Annotated in this window: 8 protein-coding genes and 1 pseudogene; 7 read left to right on the forward strand and 2 right to left on the reverse strand. The window is 63.4% G+C overall.

The window, feature by feature from the left end:
* Positions 1-15: 15 nt before the first annotated feature.
* Positions 16-396, reverse strand: a complete 381-nt coding sequence (locus GGQ59_RS13835) for a hypothetical protein (RefSeq protein ID WP_183819631.1) — start codon at positions 394-396, stop codon at positions 16-18.
* Positions 397-661: 265 nt separating this feature from the next.
* On the opposite strand from GGQ59_RS13835, the gene GGQ59_RS13840 reads away from it, so the two are divergent.
* Both GGQ59_RS13840 and GGQ59_RS13845 read left to right on the forward strand, forming a co-directional pair.
* On the forward strand, positions 662-4,666 hold the full coding sequence (locus GGQ59_RS13840) for a hypothetical protein (protein ID WP_183819633.1): 4,005 nt from the start codon (positions 662-664) through the stop codon (positions 4,664-4,666).
* Between the two features lie 100 nt (positions 4,667-4,766).
* A complete protein-coding gene (locus GGQ59_RS13845) occupies positions 4,767-5,390 on the forward strand; it encodes a hypothetical protein (RefSeq protein ID WP_183819635.1) in 624 nt (207 codons plus the stop codon).
* A 334-nt stretch (positions 5,391-5,724) separates the two neighbouring features.
* On the opposite strand, the pseudogene GGQ59_RS13850 reads toward GGQ59_RS13845, so the two are convergent.
* Positions 5,725-7,080, reverse strand: a pseudogene (locus GGQ59_RS13850) (ISNCY family transposase); the annotation flags it as partial.
* Positions 7,081-7,352: 272 nt separating this feature from the next.
* On the opposite strand from GGQ59_RS13850, the gene GGQ59_RS13855 reads away from it, so the two are divergent.
* The 5 genes from GGQ59_RS13855 (at position 7,353) to GGQ59_RS13875 (ending at position 21,999) form a co-directional block, all read left to right on the forward strand.
* Positions 7,353-12,188 carry an RHS repeat domain-containing protein gene (locus tag GGQ59_RS13855; RefSeq protein ID WP_183819637.1) on the forward strand — a complete coding sequence of 1,612 codons (4,836 nt, stop codon included), beginning with the start codon at positions 7,353-7,355 and terminating at the stop codon, positions 12,186-12,188.
* A gap of 1,602 nt (positions 12,189-13,790) precedes the next feature.
* Positions 13,791-14,270 (forward strand): ImuA family protein, encoded by a 480-nt coding sequence (locus GGQ59_RS13860; RefSeq protein ID WP_183819639.1) that lies wholly within the window; start codon positions 13,791-13,793, stop codon positions 14,268-14,270.
* A complete protein-coding gene (locus GGQ59_RS13865) occupies positions 14,206-15,747 on the forward strand; it encodes a DUF6504 family protein (protein WP_183819641.1) in 1,542 nt (513 codons plus the stop codon). The genes GGQ59_RS13860 and GGQ59_RS13865 overlap by 65 nt, the downstream gene beginning before the upstream one ends.
* Positions 15,748-15,753: 6 nt before the next feature.
* Positions 15,754-18,963, forward strand: coding sequence for an error-prone DNA polymerase (locus tag GGQ59_RS13870; protein ID WP_183819643.1), 3,210 nt, complete (start codon positions 15,754-15,756; stop codon positions 18,961-18,963).
* A gap of 207 nt (positions 18,964-19,170) precedes the next feature.
* Positions 19,171-21,999 (forward strand): PAS domain-containing hybrid sensor histidine kinase/response regulator, encoded by a 2,829-nt coding sequence (locus GGQ59_RS13875; protein WP_183819645.1) that lies wholly within the window; start codon positions 19,171-19,173, stop codon positions 21,997-21,999.
* The last annotated feature ends 401 nt before the right edge of the window (positions 22,000-22,400 follow it).

Consider the following 22,400-nt stretch of genomic DNA (forward strand, 5'->3'; position numbering starts at 1 on the left):
GCTAAGCTCGGTCCGCTAGACCGTGATCTTGACGTGAAGCTCGACCGGGCTCGCGCGCGGCGGTGCCGTCGATAGGAGTCGAACGAAGCGACGGGGTGCCCGCGAGGTTGCACTGGAAGTGTAGGTCAGCTCGTCGCTGATGATCGCGACGAGGCTTCCATCCACGGTCTTCTGCGGTTGCAGGACGTCGCGTCCGCCCGGCGCGCAATCCTCGCATCCGTCGCAATCGGCGTGCTCGGTCGGCTCTGGCTCCGGCACCGGGCCGTGACCGCAATCATGGCTGGCGGATGTCGCGTCGAGCGGCGAGGACGCCGCCTCGGCCCCGCAGCACGCCAGGAGCGGCGCGAGTACGAACGCGATCAGAGCGATCGCGAGGAGGGCGGGACGGTTCTGCACGGTGACATACCTAGCGAGGGTATCTCAATAAACAACTACTGGCACGTTGCGGTGCGACCCTGACCGGGAGTGAGACGTTCGCACTCTTCGATTGAAAGACAGCTTCGGCCCGGGCCGGTGTATCTGGTCGAAGCCATGGTTGCTCACCCGGAGCAGGCTATTCAGAACACAGTCCGACTGGTTGATCGTCCAGCAGGCCTACCGCCACCCAACGATCTGAGACTTGTGATTAGACCATCGAGGAATTGCTGCGAAAGGGTGGAAGATGGTAGTCGCCCAACCGATTGAAGCGCCGGAAGCACCTCAGGCCCGGCAGGCTGTCGCTTCGCTCGGTGGCTATGCCTATCAGCTCTACGCATCGGCTCTGGCTTGGCTCAGGCTACCAACCGATGCGGTACTCTTCCTCGAGATCGCCGAAGACTACGCGACCGTTGCCGCGGACGCGATGACCGGAACTCAGGTCAAGCAAGAACAAGGCACAATCACGCTCAACAGCCCTGGCGTAATCCAGGCCATCGATGATTTCGTTCAACTGGTTCGCGATAACCCGGATCGGCTCGTTCAGTTCGAGTTTCTGACGACGGCAGAGCCTACCACAGAGCGGGCGTTGGGTGACCGGGTCGATGGGTTAGGGGGCATCGCGGCTTGGCGCTCGGTCGCTGAGGGAGGTCCCATAGGTCCGCTTCGTTCCCGGCTAGAAGCGATGGAACTTAAACCGGGGACAAAGGCTTACCTCGCAGGTTTGGACGATGGCGGCTTTCGAAGCGACCTAGTTCAGCGCATCACTTGGGCAACGGGTGCCCCGTCCAGTGAGGCCTTGTTCAAGCGGTTCCAGGACGGGCTTTTGGATCTGGGCAGACCACGCGGCATCCCCGCGAAGGTCGCTGATGGCGCCGCCTACCAAATCTGCGGATGGCTCCTGCGGTTCATCACGGAGGACGAGGAGCGGCGGCTCTCGGCCGCCGACCTTCTCCGCCTCTTCGACGAGGTCACGCGCGAGACCGTGCCGTCCGGTACGGTCTCTCGGGTAGCAACCGCGTTGGGACAAAGCCTTCCCGCTCAAGCGACAGGGTTACAGGTTGCGGGATCCGTGCTGGAACCGCTACCTGATCAGGGGAGCAGCGGCCTCGTCATTGCCCGCCCGACGTTGGAAGCGGACTGCAAGCGAGCGGTCAGAGGGTCCGCTGGCCTATGGCTCCATGGCGGTGTCGGATACGGCAAGACTACGACTGCTACTCGCGTTGCAGCTCCCTTGGAACGACCATGGTTCGTACTGCGCCTCCGGTCGCAGCCGCCTGAGATCGCGAGGGCATGGCTCGACCAAGCGCGCATCGAGACCTCTGTCGCGGTGCCAGGTGGCGTCCTGATCGACGATTTGCCGCCAGAACTCTTCGTGGTGGGAGACGCCCTTACAAGACTCGCAGATGGTCTTCGTACCGACGACGTGCCATTCATCGTCACATCAGGTCTGCCGCCGGAATTAGCGAACCGCGACCGACTTGGCCTGCCAGCAGATGCCGTCCATCGCGTTCCGGAATTGACGGAAGCCGAGGTCGCAAGCCTGGTCGAACTCGCCGGTGGCGACCCCGTCCTTTGGGCGAAGTACGTGTACCTCTCCAGCGGCGGAGGGCATCCGCAGCTCGCGCAGGCACTCACGATCGACCTGCGAGACAGAGGGTGGCCATTGGAAGAGGTGCAAAGCCTCGACGCGTTGCTCGGCGTCAACGCCGGGCTCGAAGCCACCAGAGAGGTTGCCCGTCGGCGGTTGATGACGTCGCTCTGCGACGAGCATCGGGCGATGCTGTACCGGTCCAGCATCGTCATCGGGACGGTCACAAACGACATCAGGTCGGCCATCGCCGGGGTCAGCCCCGCGGTGCGCTTTCCGGGCGATGCAGCGACCGCCCTATCAGGCTCCTGGTTAGAGCCAGCGTCGAACGGCTACCGGGTCTCTCCGCTCGTCAGCCGGGCCGGTCATCAAGGGCTCGGGCAGGGGGAGGTCGTCGCCACCCATGCGGCAGTTGCTAGAAGCCTCGTGGAGGGGCCACAGATCGAAGGTGGCGACATTCCGAGGATCATCGTTCACGGGTTGGCGGGGGACGCGGAAGACGTCCTGTCATTCATCAGCATGGGGCTGCTCACGCTCTATCACGACGAAGCTAAGCGGTTGGCCGTTATCGCGCCGATGGCGACTCTTCGTACCGATCAGCCGCTGCACCGCCGGTCGCCTTACGTAGCAGCGATGCTGCGGGCCGCACAGCTTTTCCTGGCCGCAGCCGACGAAGATCAGTCAGTGACAGGATTCCGCGAGATCGAAGCGGCCTTCAACGACGAAGTAGAGGCGATTGAGGCATCAGACCTCCGAGATATGCTACGCGCGCTCATCGGGTCAAAAGTTCTTCTGTGTGCTGGCTACGCCGCTAAGTCAGAGAACTTTGTCGACACTCTTGAGCGGATGGCGGAAACACCTAGCGAGTTGCCCAAAACTATAGAAGGACCCGACGGTGAGGCGCTCGAAATCACGCCCTTCCTGGCCTCGTTCCAAGTATCTGGAAGCCCATCGGTTGAAGCCGCAACGCAAGCTATCCATTCGCTCCTTGAAAGCGATAGCGAAACGGCTTCGGACGTTCTCACGCTCCTCCGCGAGCCGGTCTACGACTTCTACGTAAGCCTCCTGACCCCATGGAGCAGGGCGGTGAAATCGGGGGATCCGTTGAACGACGCCGCTACTGACGCTTACGTCGGTCTAGCAGAGGCATTGCAGGATGCAGGACATAAAAAACTAGCCACGCTGGGCTTTTGCGCAGCCGCAACCGCAGCTGACGAAACCAATGGCGATCAGGACCGCGCTCTGACCATCCTCGACAAGGCGAATGTCTACGCCGCCGACGACCCTGAAATCCTTCGCGTTCGATCCAGAGTTCTCCTTCACGCCGACCGGATCGACGAGCAGCTCGCCCTCGTCGAAGACGATCTTGACAAGCTCGCCAGCAACAATCCGATCGCGGCAGCGTTCTTCTTAAGGGAGGTCGCGATCGGACAGAGCCGAAACGACCGTCCCGCCGATGCTGCAGCGACGCTACTAAAGGCTGTTGAGAAGGGCGGAGGAAAGATCGGCTTACCACTGAAGGCGTGCCTTCTAGTCGATGCTGGTGTCGAGTTCTGGCGGGCTGGACAGGTAGCGAGTGCGATCGCTCCTCTCGGACGAGGCTACGAGGTGACATGTGAGATGTCGGCTGACGTGGGACCGCAGGAAGCCGCAGCGATCCGGCTATGCGGCGCGCAGATCTGTTTAATTTGGAGTCAAGCGAAGGGTGGTTCACGGCCTATCGATTCACAGGACGTTCCCGGTCCAGCATTCGCGAGTGCGAACTACGACAACGCGAAGATGGCAGACTTTCGGCCTGTCGCCGGGGCGGCGCCGGTTTACATGCTCGCTGACCTGGAGCGACGAGCTGGACAGGAAGCCGAGTACGCTCAACGCAGAGATACGCTGCCGATAGACGAGCGGCTGCCGCTCTATGACGTCTTATGCGCGACAGAAGAGATAATCGAGTCAGTCCGCGAGTTGGATGTCGAACGGTTTAAGCAATTCGTTCCGACTGCATCCCTTCTATCCTTACTGCCGAGAACCCCGGCAGACCAGGAGCTCGGTGACCCAGGTGAGTTCATGACCGGTGGAGGTCTCTTGTCGCGGGACCTTACCGATGTGGAGCAACACATCAGACAGGAAGCCGCAGCGACGTTCGCGATGCAGATCGCTCTGCGACTTCTCGCTCACAGATCCGGCGTCGGGATAGCCTCTCTTCTGACCGATCTGCGTGCGGCGACACCGCCGCTCGTATCCGATGTCCTTGATGTCGCGTTCCAAGGAAAGGTCGCAACGATCGACGACACGCTCGTCACGGCATCAGTTACTCAGGCAGCCTCCCTCGGAGTCCTGACAATGGCAGTGTCCGGGCACAAAATCCGAGTCGAGTTCATTGCCGAGGCGTTCCTGAGGCTCTTTGAAACGATGAGATCGTCGCCGAACGCCGACCTTCTGCTGAGCGATGTGTTCGAAGTGGCAAGAACAGTGCTACCTGGAGCGTTAGAGGAGCAGAGTTTCTTGCTGCGGAACCCAGTCCGAGCAATACCCGCAATCAACGAAGTGCTGAAACAGCAGGGCACGGACAAACTGCGGATAAGTGATTTGCTGTTGCTCCTTATCGACGCAACTGGGCTTAGAATTGCTGCTGAGTTTCGTGAGATGATCAGATCATATGCATGAACGGCACGGCATGGACGGTCAGATAGTATCCACCTGCTGGTCGACGTGAGATGATAAACGACTGGCCATCTCATCAACGCCATACGGGTAGGGCACGGACATGGATCCCATCGATAGCAAACCCAAACGCGACCATAACACTTCTAGACCGTTAGCATTCCCCGCCTCGTTGACGCTCAAAGTCGATGCCGATGGTCGCCTGCCGTTGCCGAAGGGCGTTCTCATGCTGACCAGTCTCCAGCCCGGCGGCGAGGTCGCGATCAGTAGCGGCCCAGCCGGCACGCTTTTCGTCCGGCCGCTCCCAACGGACCATCCGGCGGGTAGTGGGTCGCACTCGATCGCGCACAACCTGAGCGAAGCCAGCGCAGATCGGCTCCATGCCGTCCTTGCTGAATGCGGAGGCGTCGGCTCTCTGCGGACGCAGCAGGCCGCCGACATCCTTGGGACCCATCCGGAAGAGCTCGCGCAGACTGCCGGCCTGTTGGCGATCGAGAGCACCTCGACAGAGACAGGCGAGCAGAACCGCCTCGCCAGGCTTCTGCGGATCATCGTAGCAGTTGCGACGTGGTACGGCGACGAGACGTTGTTGCCTGCGTACGCGTGGTATCGGACCGAGCGGCTCGAGGGGTTTCGAAACAAAACTGCGGCTGAGTTGGTCCGCACGGGCTACGGCCATGCGGTCATCGACTATCTGGACGGCGTCGCGGACGGCGGACGCGGATGATGCGAGCAAACCGCTCGCAGCAGTAGCTTCGTCGCAAGTCAGATGCTCCGTAAGCGAACTGTTTGCGACAAGCTGCATTGTGCGACCGAGCTCAACGTCCTGGCCTACCGAAGCTTTTGTGCTTCGCTCGGCGCTCCGCCGACCGAGCCAGTCTAGCCTCTCGCGGCCGCTGTTTCGCCGTAGGCGGAGCTGGCTCGAGCGGTTCCAACAGCACGTTCTCGGACGCAGCGGCGTCTGGGGTCGTCTGAGCTGGCTTGCTGCGGGCGTTTAGGATTTGCCGAGCCTGCTCGACCGCCGAAAGCGAAGGCTCAGACGGCGCTGCTGTTGCCGCTGCCTCGGCTTCACGCTGCCGCTTCGCCTGTTTCAACTTGAGGATCGAGGTCCCGTTGGCGTGACCCTGCCTCCGACCGTTGCTCACGTAACCATTCTTCGCCGACGGGCGATAGGTCGCCGGTGCTGGCATGTTGTCCCGCTGCGCCTTGATCCGTTCGACGGCGGCGGTGAGATGCTTGTTCTCGGTGATGGACGTATGAAGCGTCCGCCCCTGGCGTTTATCGAACTGCTTGAAGGGCAACGACGCGCCCTTCCATCGGACCTCGATCCGCCCGTCTGCGTAGTCGTGGACGTCGACCCACTTACCAGGCAGACCATCGCTGACCTCGTTGCGCTCTAGGATCACCAGTGTGTTGTCGTGGCGGAGGGTAATGTCCTTGGTCACCCGCCGTTGGGACTTTACGCAGAGAACCTCGCGGAGCCGGTACGGGGGTTGGGCGAGCGGCCGATGCAGGTCGTCGGACTTCGCAGGCGGCTTCGCAAAGCGGTCGTTGTAGGCTGTGACGAACGTCTTCGCGTAAGCGTTGCCTGCCTGCATGTCGTCGATGCCTTCCAGGCGAAGCAGCTTGACGAGCCGGTCCTGCAAAGTCCGGTTCGCGCGTTCGACACGCCCCTTCGCCTGCGGGGTGTCCGCACAGATGATCTCGATCGACAGCTCCGACATGGCCCGCCCGAACTGCGTCATCCCATGACCCGACTTCTGGCTCTTCCGGCCCAGACGGAAGACCGTATGCTTGTCCGAGTAGAACGCGAGCGGGCGACCGTGCGTCGTCAGATACGCCTCGGTCGCGTCGAAGTAGGACGCCGTGCTCTCGGACTCGCAGAAGTGCAGGTGCAGCAGGCGGCTGGTCGCGTCGTCGACGAAGACGATCAGGCTGCAGGACGGTCCCCGATCCTCGAACCACCGATGGGGCGAACCGTCGATCTGGACGAGCTCGCCCACGCGCTCACGGCGCAAGCGGGGCTGGTGGATGCGACGCCGAGCCTTGCGCGTCGTCCACATGCCTTCTGCGATCATCCACTTGCGCAGCGTCTCCTTGCTGACCGTGACGCCGTCGCGATCGGCCAGCATCTCGGCCGCGAGCGTCGGACCGAAGTCATCGTACTGCCGGCGAACCAGGCCGAGGATGTACTCGCGCTTGTCATCGTCGAGCTTCCGGTTGGACGGCCGACCGCGAAGGCCGTGTCCGAAGCTGGCGGCGCCGTGTGTCTTCAGCTTCGCCGCTATGCGGAAGACCGTCCGCTCCGATACGCCGAGGATTGAAGCCGCGTCCGCTGGCTTCAATCGGCCGGCCTGCATCTGCCCGATGGTCTCTATGCGTTTCAGTTCTCGTTCGCTCATGATAACCAGGCCCATGTCGCTCTCCCGTGACTGGACAGGGGAGGCTGACATTTCTAAGTTGATACCTGATGACAATTCTACGTTGCTGCTACACCATCTCAGTCGTACAATGATAATTGTCGAAAACGCATTTTAGTAGGCCGATGGTCCGCCAAATCGCGGGGCGTGTATCCAGATTTCAAGTCCGCAGTGAAAAAACAACAGTGCCGTCAATCATAGGTAGTTGACGAGGCTCTCGAAATCGTAGCCTACTTCCCTGTAACGCAGGGAAGGGGAACGCCATGCGATTGCAATTTGTCGCCACTAGCGCTGTTGTGCTCTTTACGGCTTTGTCCGTTCTCGGACCAAACCAATCCACAGCACAGCCCGGGCAATGGGGTACTGAGACCAAGGAGGCGCCCGACTGGACCGAGCGGCACAAGCCCAACCTGGGGCTGACGCCGCACGACGAGACTCTTCTTGGCGATGCGATCGACCTTCAGTCGGGACGCCTCAGCTTCGAGCACGTTGATGTCTCTATCGCTGGCAACTCCGACCTGCCGGTCGAGATCCGACGTCGCCTCAACCCGAGCCAGATGCAGAGTGGCGACTTCGCCGACTGGCGGCTCGCGATCCCAACGATCTCAACGAAGATCCTCGCCGATGAGTGGATAGCGAACACCCGCTGGGGAAAGCAACGTTGCTCCGCTAGCCTCGCGTCTCAGCTTCCTGAGGCCAATTGGCCCAAGCGCGGGACCAACAGTGCACCGCCTGCGATCCTACCATCGCATTACAGCGATGGCGTGCTTCTCGATGTCCCGGGCCGAGCTTCAGGTCAGCTTCTCGATAAGTGGACACCTGGTCCCAACCCCACGGCCACGAAAGGGTGGCCAGCTGCTGCGAAGAAGGTAACGGCGGATGGTTGGTACTTCACCTGCCTGACGAACATTGATGGCGCCGGAACGGAAGGCTTCATCGGACACGCCCCGAACGGCGACACCTATCGCTTCGATGTCGTTGTGAAGAGCAACTCCCGTGCCTCTGAGTTCGATACTTGGACCGTTCAGTGGGAAGGCGGGTCACCTCAGGAAGTGATCTACCGAGAGGTTGGCGTCTACTACGATACACTCGCCGTGTCGCGGGTTGAGGACGTCAACGGCAACTGGGTCGAATACAAGTATGACAACAACGGCTGGTTGACACGCATTGAGTCGAACGACGGACGGATAATATCGATCAACCGTACAAGTCACTTCATAGACAGCGTGACTTCTAATCCAGGCAATGCCGGCGCGGCTCGCACCTGGTCTTATGACTACATGTCCAAGAGCGTGGCGATGTACGATACCTACGCCGCGACACCGGGATGGGGTACTCGGTATGAAACTTGGTCGACCCTAGGCGCGGTCACCCTTCCCGACGGTCGTAAGTGGTCGCTCGACCTTGCCAACCTACAAGCTCGCGCCGTTCCGGGCGGTAACAACTGCAAGCAGAAGACGAAGACCGTCAGCGTTACGCATCCGGATGGTGTCAAAGGCACGTTCACTATCGCGGAGGTCGCGCTTCACCTCGGAATGGGTGCTACGGGACAGACGGGCCCTTACTGCCCTAACTCCACCGGTGGTCAGTACCCTACTGCGCAGCTGACTGACGTCATGGCGGCGACGAAGAAGACGCTATCGGCGGCAGGCGTTCCGACGGCGACTTGGACGTACAGCTACGTTACAGACAACGATGAGACCGAAACGACTATCATCGCGCCTGACAACTCGAAGCGCGTCCTCTACTATCCGACGCCCTACTCCTTCTCGGTCGCGCGCAACCACGACAACCTGCGCCGCGAGGAGCTGTTCTCCTCGGCTAGCGCGGCGAGTCCGCTCGAGACGAAGGATTATACGTACATACTAGAGCCGGAGGCTGCGGGATCGACCTTCGTCTCCAACCCGGTGAAAGACGTCTTTCAATCCGTACGCAAGCGAGACACGGCCATTACGCGGGGCGCAGATTGGTACAAGACGCGAAACACATACGCGATGGACCGCAGTCTCGCGACCTACAGCTGGGGCTTCCCGACCAAGGTCGAGCAGTGGTCGAACACTGCGGGAGATACGGCGGGCAAGCGCTACACGGACACGACCTACATTCACAAGAAGGACAAGTGGGTTCTTGGGCTGTCGGACACGGTCGAGCGCAACGGAAAGCTCTTCGACGACTACGATTACGACAGCCTGGGTCGGGTCACAAAGCACAAGCGGTTCGGGGCCACGGACGCGTACACAGTTGCGACCTACGGCTACCATACTGGGGACTATCAGCTCGGTGCGCTCTACACGGTCACGGACGCGCTCGGCCGGACCACGAAGCTGCACAACTATTACCGTGGCACGCCGAAGGTCGTGGAGCGGGCGGACGGCACGACGCTGAGCCGTGTCATGGACGACAACGGCTGGCTGACGTCGTTCACGGACGCGATGAACGTGACGACTGGCTACGCCTACGATTCCATGGGCCGGCTGAAGAAGATCACTCGGCCGGGAAGCTGGGAGCCGACGGTGATCAGCTACTCAGGGCTCGGCTCCGGCATCGTGCAGACGGTGACGCGTGGCGCGCTCGAGACGCAGACGACTTACGACGCCATGCTGCGCCCAATCTTGGTACGGACTCGCTCGATCGACGGGGGTCGTGGGGGTGCTACCCTTTACACCAAGACCGCCTACGACGCGCTTGGGCGGGCGGCGTTCACGTCGCTGCCTTCAAATTCAGCCTCACCGACCAAAGGCGTCTACACGGACTACGACGCGCTCGGCCGGCCGACCTACGTCCGCGAGCGGGCGAGCGCGTCAGGCACGATCTACGCTCAGACGCACCATAGCTACCTCGACGGTAATCTGGCCATCGTGCAGGACCCCGAGGGCCACCTCACGTACACCTACAAGAAGGGGTGGGGCGGGCCGGATGATGGGGTGGTCAAGCTGATCGACGACGTGGAAGTTGAGGGCGGCGTCCATACGATCCTCCGTCGCACTTCAATGTCTTACGATCCGTGGGGCAACCTAAGGACCGCGAAGCAATCGGGCCCCGATGGTGGCGGCGGTCAGGTCGCACAGACGCAGAAGTACCGCTACGACGATAAGCTGCAGCTCTGCCGACACTGGACGAACGAGACCGGCTCGCGCCTCTACCGCTACTACCCCGATAGCAGCTTGCAGTATGAGGCACCTCTGCCGGGCGTCTGGGAAGACACTTGCGGCACGCTACCGGCCGATCGGATCACGCGCACCTACACCCTACTCGCCGAGCTGAAGAAGGTCGACTACTCCGACACCACGCCCGACACGAACTACACCTATTGGCCGGACGGCAGCCTGCGCTACGTCCTACGGGGCGGCATCGACTGGCACTACGACTACTGGTGGATCGGCGACGAGGCGCTTCTCAAGACCGAACTTCTCAACGTAGACGGGCGCACCTACACGACGCAGCGTGGCTTCGCGACGGACGGCGCAACGACGTCGACGGTCTTTCCGACGGGCTTGAAGGTTGGTTACGCCCCTGACGCTTACGGTCGCCCGAAGACTGCGCAGAAGTGGGCCAGTGACTACTACGCGCGCAACCTCTCCTACCGCGAGAACGGCCTGCTCGCGCACCTCGAGTACGCCAACGGCTACGTCCTCGACCAGCACCTGAACGAGCGGCAGCAGCTGTGGCGCAAGCACATCAAGAACGCGACGACTTACGCTCTGTCGATGGGCTGGGAGGGCTATGACAAGAACGGCCGCGTCACGAACATCGACGACTACACGAACCGGAGCAATGACCGAGACTTCGGTTACGACGGGCTTGGACGTCTGACCGACGCGCACGGCCCCTGGGGGCAGGGCTTCTACACCTACGACGCGCTCGGCAACCTTCGGCAGAAGAAGCTCGGGGCCAAGACGGTCGATCTTGAGTACACCGGGACGAACCGTCTGTGGCGCTACAAGGGCGCCTACCAGGGCAGCTCGACGAACGGGGCGTGGCGAGGCTTCGGCTATGACGGCCGCGGCAACGTTAAGAGCGACGGTCTCAACGCCTTCGAGTACGACCTGTCGGACCAGCCGTTCAAGTTCACAGGTCAAGGGAGGGGCTCGGTCTACCGCTACGACGGTCACAAGCGTCGAGTTAAGCAAACGCGCGACAATGGCGAGGTGATCTACTCAGTCTACACGATGGACGGCACGCTCGTGCATCGCGATCAGATCAAGCCGAACGGGACGCGCAATCGGACCGACTACGTCCGAGCGGGGGGCGAGCTGGTCACGAAGGTAACGAACGGCACCCCGACCTACATGCACAACGACCACCTCGGTACGCCGGTCGCTGCAACGGACGCGGCGGGCACAGTCCTATGGACGGAACTCTCTACGCCCTACGGCGAGGAGTGGTCGCGGTCCGGCGGCTGGAACGACGATGCGGGCTTTACGGGCCACGTCGACGACGAGGACACGGACCTCACCTACATGCAGGCCCGATACTACAACCCTATCGTCGGGCGGTTCTACGCGAACGACCCGCTACGCTTCTCGGTGTTGCGACCAGAAACCTTCACCCGATACGCCTACGTCGGGGGAGACCCGATCAATGTCACCGACCCCGATGGCGAATGTCCCTGGTGTGTGGTTGGCGCTTTCGTAGGCGGTGGCTTACAACTCATCGATGAGGTTAGGAGCGGCAAATTGGACCTAAGCGACGGTATTCAGCGATCAGACCTTCAAGCAGGCGCAAGAGTTGCGCTCGCATCTGGCGCTGGCGCTTTAGGCGTTGGCACGGGCGCGAAGATTCTCGGAAGCGCTACCACAGTTGCAGGCCGAGCCGTTACTGGGGCAATTGGAGGAGGTCTTGGTGGTGGTATTGCTGAAAGTGGAAATCAGATCGGCGACGTAAGTGCAGGACGTTCAACGGTCGGTGAGGCAGTTAATAGTGTGGCAAAAGCCGCTACGATCGGCACGGTAACTGGCGGTGTCGGTGGAAAGGTTTCGAGTTTAGGAAGTACCCAAGTTGACGAGATGGTCACGGGTATAAGTACGTATTCTGGCACTGTCGAAAGTATTTCAAGTTCAGCAGCAGACGCTAAAGAAGTGCCGGTCGATCCGGACAAGAACTAGTTATTTCAGCCTTCTTACCAGAGGATCTAGCCAAAGAGATGAAAGATTTTCTATTTGTTGCACTTTGGAACCTTCCGGTGCTGTTTGTTGTTCTATTCGTGTCATATTTCTGGTCGGGTGCTGGAATAGTAGAAGCCTTCTCGGCTGGTACACTAACATATTGCTTAGTCCTGATTCCGTTTGGCTATCTGCGGTGGAGGCACGCTTCAAGAAAATTGTAATTCTCGCTGGGTATGATTCGTTCTGTTCCTCTGCTATTCAATGAAACAATGATTAGCGTAATGTTGATGCTAAGTTGAATTGTTGGGTAGGCAAACAAGAGCAGCGTTAGCTTCCGGTTTCTACTCTGTAGTTCGGTTCTAGCGATGTTCTCCTAGTGCTGCGAAGCTAACGTGCCCAACCCGGTCATGGCAACGGTGCTGCAGCTACTTTGTACTTTCGGGAACGGTTTATGATCGGGGTTCTCAGAGTCTTCGTATAGCCGCGACAGGTTCCTGCGGCGGCAAACCTGATTTCTGCGCAGCTCGCTGTTACGGCAAATTTCTCGGATTTCGGCGTTCACAACACCTTCTGGCCCAGTCTGCAGAAGGGCCTTGTGCTCGTCTTCTCGTTCAGCTCACTGCTCCGCTTCCGCACGGTAGGACGGCTCGTTTGCCGCGCGAACGACTGCCGCGCCTCGCCTCCCTAAGAGATCGCCGCACGCGTCGAGTCTAGCGATCGGCGTCCTGGGAACAGATACCCTCTCGTGCGACCTGGTGCGACGACAAGGAATCTACTGGGCGTCTCAACGTCAAACGGGGTGTCGACGTGACGGTGGCGGTTCCTACACCCCACGTTTCGTTCGTAACCGGAGTCCAGGGTTGTTGCTACCGCTCGTCGGCCCAAGGAGCGCGCCTGCTTCTGCTAATGATCGGGGTAATGAGGACCGTGCTAACAGGGTACGTCGCCAGCAGCGCGAACGGCGTCCAACTTCGGCCGACTTCTTCGCGACGCCCTTCGCTTCGGGGTCCGAACTGCTAGCATGACGACTATCTTGCAACCACATCCGAATCCTCGACCTCCGCGAGGAGGTCGAGAGGTTAGAAGCGGAAGGCGACGCGTTCGACTGAACGCGAACGGACCGGATCAGGCCCCAACCGAGGGCGAGGTCGCTTGGCTACGGACCGAAGGCCTTGCAATCCTGGCGCTGGTCGAAGGGCCGATCGGTTCGACGTTCGACGCTCGTTTGACGGCGTTTGGTCGAGGGGCCCTCGCCTTGGTTCGCGGGAGAGGGTGCAGCGTGACCCCGCTTCCAAGGAGGACGAACGCTCGTTTGAGGTTGATTCGCAATTAGGCCGCGAACGGTGCTGCGGGTTCGCCACTTAGTGGCCGAGGCGCTCAAGTCGGACTCAGGGCCGTCGCTCGGTCCGTGATCGACGTCGAGAACGGCGCCTAGGCCTTCGCCTAACCCTCGAGTTAGGAGTTGGTTCTAGCTTCTGATCCGACCCGATGTCTGCCGCCGCTACCACCCTTCCCGACCTCCGCTGTCGGCGCTTGCACGAAGCAACAGGTCCGGCGAGCGCCTTGCTCAGCTTCCTCTTCGCCAGCCGCTGGAAGGGAAACGTGGTCCTGACCGGCGAGCGTAGAGACGTTGCCAGTTTCGATCCGAACGGCACCGCTGGTCTCATCGATCCGTCCCGCCTCCTGGTTGCCACCTCGGGCGACCGGAAGGACGCACTCTGGTCGATCGAGACCAGCCTTCGCTCCGGGGCGGCGAACGTTGTGATGGGGGTGCTCGATCGCGGGCCGGACCTCACGGAGAGCCGCCGACTGATGCTGGCGGCGGAAGCCGGCGGCACGACCTGCCTCCTTACCGTGCGTGAGCCCGTGAGCAATTGCGCCGCGGAGACACGCTGGCGCGCGCGCTTCGCCCCTGTGGAAAGCTTTGAGTCGTCCCGCCTCGTTTGCGAGCTCTATAAGAACAAACGTGGAACGAGTGGGATGGTCTTCGATGTCAGGGTCGAGCGGCAGACGGGTGATGGCGGTCTACCTGCCGCGCCTGCCCCTCGACCGTCTGAGGCGGGCGGGCCAACCGGGCGCTGACGGCCTCTTCGCGGTCACCCGCGAGGAGCGATCGGCCGTCCGACTCGCCGTCCTGTCTGACGAAGCGCTCGCCCTCGGCCTAACCCCCGGCATGACCTTCGCCGACGCGCGCGCCCTCGCCGCCGACCTCCTCACCGTCCCTGAGGATCAGGGGCGCGATGCGCAGCTCCTCGCCTCTATGCAGCGGTACTGCGGGCGGTACACGCCCGCCGCGGCGCGGGACGGGGCGGACGGCCTCGTCCTCGACGTCACCGGGTGCGCCCACCTCTTCGGCGGCGAGGCGGTGATGATCGTCCAGGTGGCGGAGGACCTCGCAGAGCTCGGCGTCAGCGCCCGGCTCGCCCTCGCCGACACGCGCGGGGCGGCGCGCGCGGTCGCGCGGTGGGGGATCAGCGCAGAGGCGCCGTCGCGCAGTGACGCAGATGCGCACCCGAGCGGTCGCGCAACCGCGCAAACGCGCATCGTACCGGTCGGCGGCGTCCGCGAGGCGGTCGGCAGCCTGCCCGTCGACGCGGTCGCGGTGCCGAAGGATGCCGTGACGATGCGGCGCCTCGGCCTGACCGTCATCGCCGACCTCTACCGGATCCCGTCCGCGCAGCTCGCCAAGCGCTTCGGGCTCGCCTTCGTCGAGCAGCTGGACGCGGTCCTCGGCCGGACGCCGGATCCGGTGACGCCGGAGAAGGCGCTGTCCTCCTTCTCCGCAAGGCTGTCCCTGCCCGATCCCATCGGCCTCGAGGCGGACGTCGCGGAGGGCGTCCGCCGCCTGACGGCGCAGGTCTGCAAGCGCCTCGAGGAGGCCTCGCACGGTGCGAGGGCTCTCCGGCTCGAGGTCAGCCGCGCGGACCACACCTCGGAAGCGCTGACGATCGGCCTCGCCTGGCCGTCGCGGGATCCCGATCTGATAGGTGGCCAGTTTCGGCCACGCCTCGCGAAGCTCGACGCGCGGACCGGGATCGACGTCCTCCGCCTCATCGCCACCGTCACCGAGCCCTACACCGGCAAGCAGCACGGCTTCGCTGCCGAGGCGCAGACCAAGGGCGACATGGCGAGCCTGGTCGCGTCCTTGGGCAACCGGATCGGCTTCGACCGGGTCCAGAGCTTCGTGCGCGGCGACAGCCACCTCCCCGAGCGAAGCTTCGCGATGGTCGCGCCGCACGAAGCGGAGGCTGCAACCTCAGCGAACGCCTTCGCCTTCGATCGCCCGCGGCCCCTGCAGGCGGTCCCCCTCGAACGCGCGGAGGTGACTGAGCCCGGCCGCCCTCCCCGCGCCTTCCGCTGGCGGGGCCGCAGCTTCCGCGCGCAGCGTGCCGAGGGGCCCGAGCGGATCGCGCCCGAGTGGTGGCGCGACGATCCCAACTGGGCGTCCGGCACGCGGGACTACTGGCGTGTGCAGACCGAGGAGGGCGAGCGGCTCTGGCTCGCGACGCTCGCGGCCTCGAAGACGCCGGACTGGTACGTCGCCGGCGTCTTCGCCTGAGGCGCCGTGGCCTACGCGGAGCTCGGCGCGACGAGCTGCTTCACCTTCCTGACGGGCGCGTCCCGGACCGAGGAGCTCGTGCTGCAGGCGGCCGAGCTCGGGCTGCCCGCGATCTCGATCCCCGACCGCAACACCTTCGCCGGCATCGTCCGCGGCTGGGACCAGGCGCGGCAGGTCGGCGTCGCTTACGTGGTCGGCGTCCGGCTCGTCTTCACGGACGGACCGGACGTCCTCGCCTGGCCGAAGGACCGCGCCGCCTACGGACGACTCTGCCGGCTCCTGACGATCGGCAAACGAAGGGCCATCAAGGGCGAGTGCGAGCTTCGCTTCTTGGACCTCTTGGGTTGGTGCGAAGGCTCGGTCCTCGGCGCGGTGACGGAGGACGAACAGATCCTGCGCTTGCTCCGGAAGGCGGTCGGCCGCGACGCCTTTGCCTTGCTCGCGCCGCGCTACGACGGCCTCGACGCGCAGCGTTGGGAACGGATCGCCCGGGCGGCCGAGGCCGCCCGGGTCCCCCTCCTCGCGATCGGCGATCCCCTCCTCCACCGGGGCGGGCGGAAGCCGCTCGCGGACGTCATGACCTGCATCCGCGAAGGGGTCAGGATCGATCAGCTCGGCACGCGCGCTCTTCTCAACGCCGAGCGGCGCCTGAAGAGCCCCTTCGCCATGCGCCGCCTCTACCGCGACTACCCCGAGGCCTGCGCGACAACGCTCGAGGTGGTCCGCCGCTGCACCTTCTGCCTCTCCGAGCTCCGCTACGAGTACCCCGACGAGGTGACGGACGGGCAGGACCCGCTCGAACGGTTGAGGGACCGCGTCGAGACCGGCGTCCGCGACCGCTACCCGGGCGGGGCGCCCCTCAAGGTCCAGCAGCTGATCGCGAAGGAGCTGACCCTCATCGAGGAGATGGGCTATGCGCGCTACTTCCTGACGGTCGACGAGGTCGTCCAGTACGCGCGGTCGCGGGGCATCCTCTGCCAGGGCCGGGGATCGGCCGCCAACTCCGTCGTCTGCTACGTCCTCGGCATCACCTCGGTCCCGCCGGACCTCATCGGCATGCTCTTCGAGCGCTTCGTCTCGAAGGAGCGGAACGAGCCGCCGGACATCGACGTCGACTTCGAGCACGAGCGGCGGGAAGAGGTGATACAGCACCTCTACGAGCGCTTCGGCCGTCACCGGGCGGGGCTCTGCTGCACCGTCATCCACTTCCGGGGGAAGGCTGCGATCCGGGAGGTCGGCAAGGCGATGGGGCTGTCCGACGACGTCATCACCCGCCTCATGTCGCAGAGCTGGGGCTGGATGGCCGAGCCGCCGACCGACGAACGGGTCACCGCCCTCGGCATCGACCTTCGCGACCGTCGGATCCGCCTGACGCTCGAGCTCGCCCGCGAGCTCGTCGGCTTCCCCCGGCACCTCTCTCAGCACCCTGGCGGCTTCGTCCTGACGCGCGGCCGGCTCGACGAGATCGTGCCGATCGAGAACGCGGCGATGGAGGACCGGACCGTCATCGAGTGGGACAAGGACGACATCGACGTCATCGGCATGCTGAAGATCGACGTCCTCGGCCTCGGCATGCTGTCGGTGATCCGAAAGGCCATGGACCTCGTCGCGCGCTGGAAGGGCACACGGTACGACCTTGCGACGCTCCCGAAGGAGTGCCCCCTCGTCTACGAGCAGATCTCCAAGGGCGACACGGTCGGCCTCTTCCAGGTCGAGAGCCGGGCGCAGATGGCCTTCCTGCCGAAGATGCGGCCGCGAACCTTCTACGACCTCGTCGTCGAGGTGGCGGTGATCCGGCCGGGCCCGATCCAGGGCGGGATGATCCACCCCTACCTCCGGCGCCGCCGCGGCGAGGAGCCCGTCACCTACGCCTCCCCGGACCTCGAGCCCGTCCTCTCGCGCACCCTCGGCGTGCCCCTCTTCCAGGAGCAGGCGATGCAGCTCGCGATGACCGTCGCCGGCTTCGACCCCGGCGAGGCCGACGCGCTGCGCCGCGCGCTGTCGTCCTTCCGGGGCGACGGCTCGATCACGGCCTTCAAAGACCGGTTCCTCGCCGGCTCGGAGGCGAAGGGCTACACCCGCGACTTCGCAGAGCAGACCTTCGCGCAGATCGAAGGCTTCTCCGGCTACGGCTTCCCCGAGAGCCACGCCGCCTCCTTCGCCATGCTTGCCTACGCGTCGGGCTGGCTTCGGCGGCACCACCCGGCGTGCTACCTCGCCGCGATCCTCAACTCGCAGCCCATGGGCTTCTACGCGCCTGCGCAGCTCGTCCGCGACGCGGAGAGCCACGGCGTCACCGTCCTGCCGATCGACCTCAACGCGAGCTTCTGGGACTCGTCCCTCGAGCCCGGGCCGCGCGGCGACCTCGCCGTGCGGCTCGGCTTCCGCCTGATCAAGGGCCTCTCGGAAGAAGATGGCCGCCTCCTTGTCGACGCGCGCGGCAATGGCTACGGCGACGTCGTCTCGGTCTGGCGCCGAGCGGGTCTCGGCAAGCGGGCGCTCGGCAAGCTCGCCGACGCGGACGCCTTCGCCTCGCTCGGCCTCACGCGGCGGCAAGCGCTTTGGGACGCGACGGCCGTCCAGGACCTGAAGCCCCTCCCCCTACTCGGTGACCTCGAAGCCGACGAAGGCCCCCTCCCCGCCCTGCCGGACCTGACCCACGGCGAGACCGTCGCCCTCGACTACGTCACGAACCGCGTCAGCCTCCGCGACCATCCGGTGCGCCTCGTCCGGCCCGAACTGCCGAAGCGCTGCGTCAAGGCGAGCGCGCTCGCAGACCTCCCCCACGGACGGCTCGTCACCCTCGCCGGCGGCGTCATCTGCCGACAGCGCCCCGGCACCGCGTCGGGCGTCGTCTTCCTCACGCTCGAGGATGAGGACGCCGTCGCCAACGTCGTCGTGTGGCCGAAGGTGATGGAGCGGCACCGCGCCGAGGTGATCCGGGGACGCCTCCTCGTCGTCAGCGGCGAGGTGCAGCGCGACGGTCCGGTCGTCCACCTCGTCGCGCACCAGATCCTCGACCGCTCTGACCTCTTCGACGCCCTTGCGGACTTCGGTCCTGACGGCCGGCTCGACCCTACGTGGTCCTCGGCCGACCATGCCCGGACCGGGGTGCCGGGATCGCGGCGTGACGCAGGGCGGCCGAAGGAGGCGCCCACCGTCGGCCACCCCCGCGATCAGGGGCAGCGGCTCCTCGTCGCGCGGGACTTCCGCTGAGACGGCTGTAACCGCCTAGCTTGCGATCGACAGGTGCTCTTCCGGGAACGGGCGCTGCAGCGCCTTCGCCTCGGTCCAGTCGTAGCTTGTGTACTTAGCCCAAAGATTCGCTCCGCCTCACCTAGGAATTTGAAAATGGAAGGGAGGTTGGATTCTAAATCTAAACCATCTCCCTCCATGTAGGCTGAAAGCTTGGAGGGCGTGGTTATGTCTGCGATCGAAAAGGACAACCACGCTCGTTCGTTAAGCGACGTGAAAAGCTACGCCGTCTGTATGCTCGACCCCGTCGGCATCATTCAGACGTGGAACACCGGCGCCGCGCGCATCAAAGGCTACAGTGCCGACCAGATCGTAGGTCAGCACTTCTCCTGCTTCTACCCACACGAAGGACAAGTCGCTCGCGAGCCGCAGAAAGCGCTCGAAGAAGCGATCAAGACCGGTGAGTACGAAGCGCAAGGTTGGCGTATCCGCCGCGACGGACAGCTATTCTGGGCCTCGGTCGTAATAAGCCCGAACTACGACGATAATGGCGAACTCATCGGCTTCATCAAGATCACCCGCGACTGCTCTGCAGAGCGGGATGCGCATGAGGCCCTATCCCGCTCCGAGCGTAGCTTTCGTCTGCTCGTTCAGGGTGTGACCGACTACGCGATCTACATGCTTGATCGCGACGGGCGGGTCGCGAGCTGGAACGCGGGCGCGGAGCGCGCCAAAGGCTATGAGGCCGACGAGATCATCGGACGCCACTTCTCTTGCTTCTATCCGCCGGACAGTCAGGCCACGGGTGATCCTGCACAGGCTCTGGAGACCTCGCTTCGCACTGGCACGTTCGAGGCCGAGGGCTGGCGCGTGCGCAAGGATGGCACGCGCTTCTGGGCCATGGTCGTCATCGATCCCGTCTACGACGAAGACGGCACGCTCATGGGCTTCGCCAAGATCACCAAGGACTGCACCGAACGAAATGAGGCCGAAAAGACAGCGCTTGAGACGGCCGAAGGGTTCAGGCGGCTCGTCGAGGGGGTGACCGACTACGCGATCTACATGCTCGACCCCGGAGGTCACGTGCAGAACTGGAACGAGGGCGCTCAGCGGGCGAAGGGTTACGAGGCGTCCGAGATCGTCGGCCGGCACTTCTCGGCCTTCTACGCCGAGGAGGACCGTGAGGCGGGCCTGCCCCAGAAGGCGCTCGCCGAAGCCCGAGAGAAGGGCAAGTTCGAGGCGCAGGGTTGGCGCTACCGCAAGGACGGCACGCGCTTTTGGGCGAGCGTCGTGATCGACCCGATCTACCACGAGGGCGAGCTGCTCGGCTTCGCCAAGATCACGCGTGACTTCACTGATCAGAAGCAGAGCCAGGAGAAGGTCGAGAGGCTCCTCGAAGAGCAGCGCGAGACGTCGCGAGAACTCGAGGTCGCCCTCGAAGTCGCTCGTGCAGCCAGCGTCGCTAAGTCCGCCTTCCTCGCCAACATGAGCCACGAGATCCGCACGCCGATGAACGGCGTCTTAGGCATGGCCGAGCTGCTCGTGCAGGCCGAACTTGGCGCGCGCGAACGCATGTTCGCCGAGACGATCTACAAGTCGGGCAACGCGCTCCTAACCGTCATCAACGACGTGCTCGACTTCTCGAAGATCGAGGCGGGCAAGATCGAACTCGACCCCGTCCCCTTCGACCTACGCGGCGCCGTCGAGGACGTCGCAACGCTGCTCGCGGCGACTGCGCACGAGAAGGGGATCGAGATCGCCGTAAGGTGCGATCCGGCCCTGCCAGCCATGGTCGAGGGCGATGCCGGCCGGTTCCGTCAGATCATCACCAATCTAGCTGGCAATGCGGTGAAGTTCACGCCTGAGGGGCACGTCCTCATCTGTGTTGTCCCAGGTGCGGACAGGAACTGGCGCGTCGAGGTCACGGACACGGGCATCGGCATACCGGCGGACAAACTGGACAGCATCTTCGACGAGTTCGCGCAGGTCGAAGAGACGACGACGCGCGACTTCGGCGGTACGGGGCTCGGCCTCGCAATCACGCGTCGCCTGGTTCAACTGATGGGTGGAGAGGTCGGGGTGAACTCTAAGCTTTCCAAGGGGTCGACCTTCTGGATCGAACTGCCATTGAGCGCTGCAAACGATGCCGAGGCCGTACCACGGGGCGAGGCCAAGCTGTACGGCCGCAAAGTGCTGCTGGTCGACGACGTCTCGATCAACTTGGACATTTTGGAGGAACATTGCGTCGCGTGGGGCCTGACCTGCGTTCGGGCCGAGAGCGGTGCGGAGGCGATCGCCCTGCTCGAACAAGCGGCGGATACGACCGAGCCGTTTGAGGCAGTGCTGCTTGACTACCATATGCCCGAGATGGACGGCTTGGCCGTGGCGGAGCACATCGCCAATACCGAAGCGTTGGACCCGACGAAAATCATCGTCTTGTCGTCGGTAGACAACGATATTGCGATCAGCGCCTTCCGCGCACACGGGGCCTCGGACTATCTCATCAAGCCGGTGCGGTCCGGCCAACTTTACACCGTGCTTACCTCCGCCTTTGGGCTGAAGGGGCCGGTTGCCGCGAAGACGAAGCGACGGACAGGCAAGGCCCCCGCCGAGATGGTTGCGGCGGAGGTGCCTCGCCGCCGCGTGCTGGTCGCCGAAGACAACGAGGTCAACCAGCTGGTCCTGCAAAATCTGCTTGGTGAGGACCACTACGAGTTCACGTTCGCGGACGACGGCGCGGCCGCCTACGATGCCTTCTGCGCCGGTCAGTTCGATGTCGTGCTGATGGACCTCTCTATGCCGAAGATGGACGGCATGGAGTCGACTAAGCACATTCGGGCCTACGAGACGAAGAAGGGCACCGAGCCGACGCCGATTATCTGCCTTTCGGCCCACGCGCTCGCCAGTCACCGTGAGCGGTGCCTCGCTGCCGGCATGAACGACTACCTCAGTAAGCCGATCAAAGCTGATGAGCTGCGTGAGATGATTGATCGGTGGGCACCAGGACAGACGGGGCAAAGTCGACGCAATAGACCGCGACGAGCCCGCAGCAGCTAGGGTCCCTTAGTCCGTTACCTCATAGCCTGCTGGACTTGCCTTCACATAGAAGGCTCGCGGTTTTCCTTATCACGCGCGAAAGCTTCATTAGGTCGAACCCCGAGAAAAAAAGTGGGCTCAACTCTGCCTACCGATCAAGTGATGGTAGACCGACTTTCGCACGACCTATTCATTTGCCTCTGGCCCTGATCAGACCATCGATTGCATATCGGTTCGAAGTGACTGGGTTCAGTCCGTGATGATAAGGGCAACGTGCAGCGCATCTTCGGCGGCCTCGCCTGCGCGAGCCTCCATGGCGAGTTCAGGTCATTTACCCTGTCTGACAGCCGGAAGCTGAGGCGGCGGGGTTCCGTACTCATCGTCCCGAGCCTCGCCCCTCCGATCCCGAGCTCTGCTGTGTG

This window comes from Parvularcula dongshanensis, assembly GCF_014199615.1.
GTDB classification, from domain to species: Bacteria; Pseudomonadota; Alphaproteobacteria; order Caulobacterales; family Parvularculaceae; genus Parvularcula; species Parvularcula dongshanensis.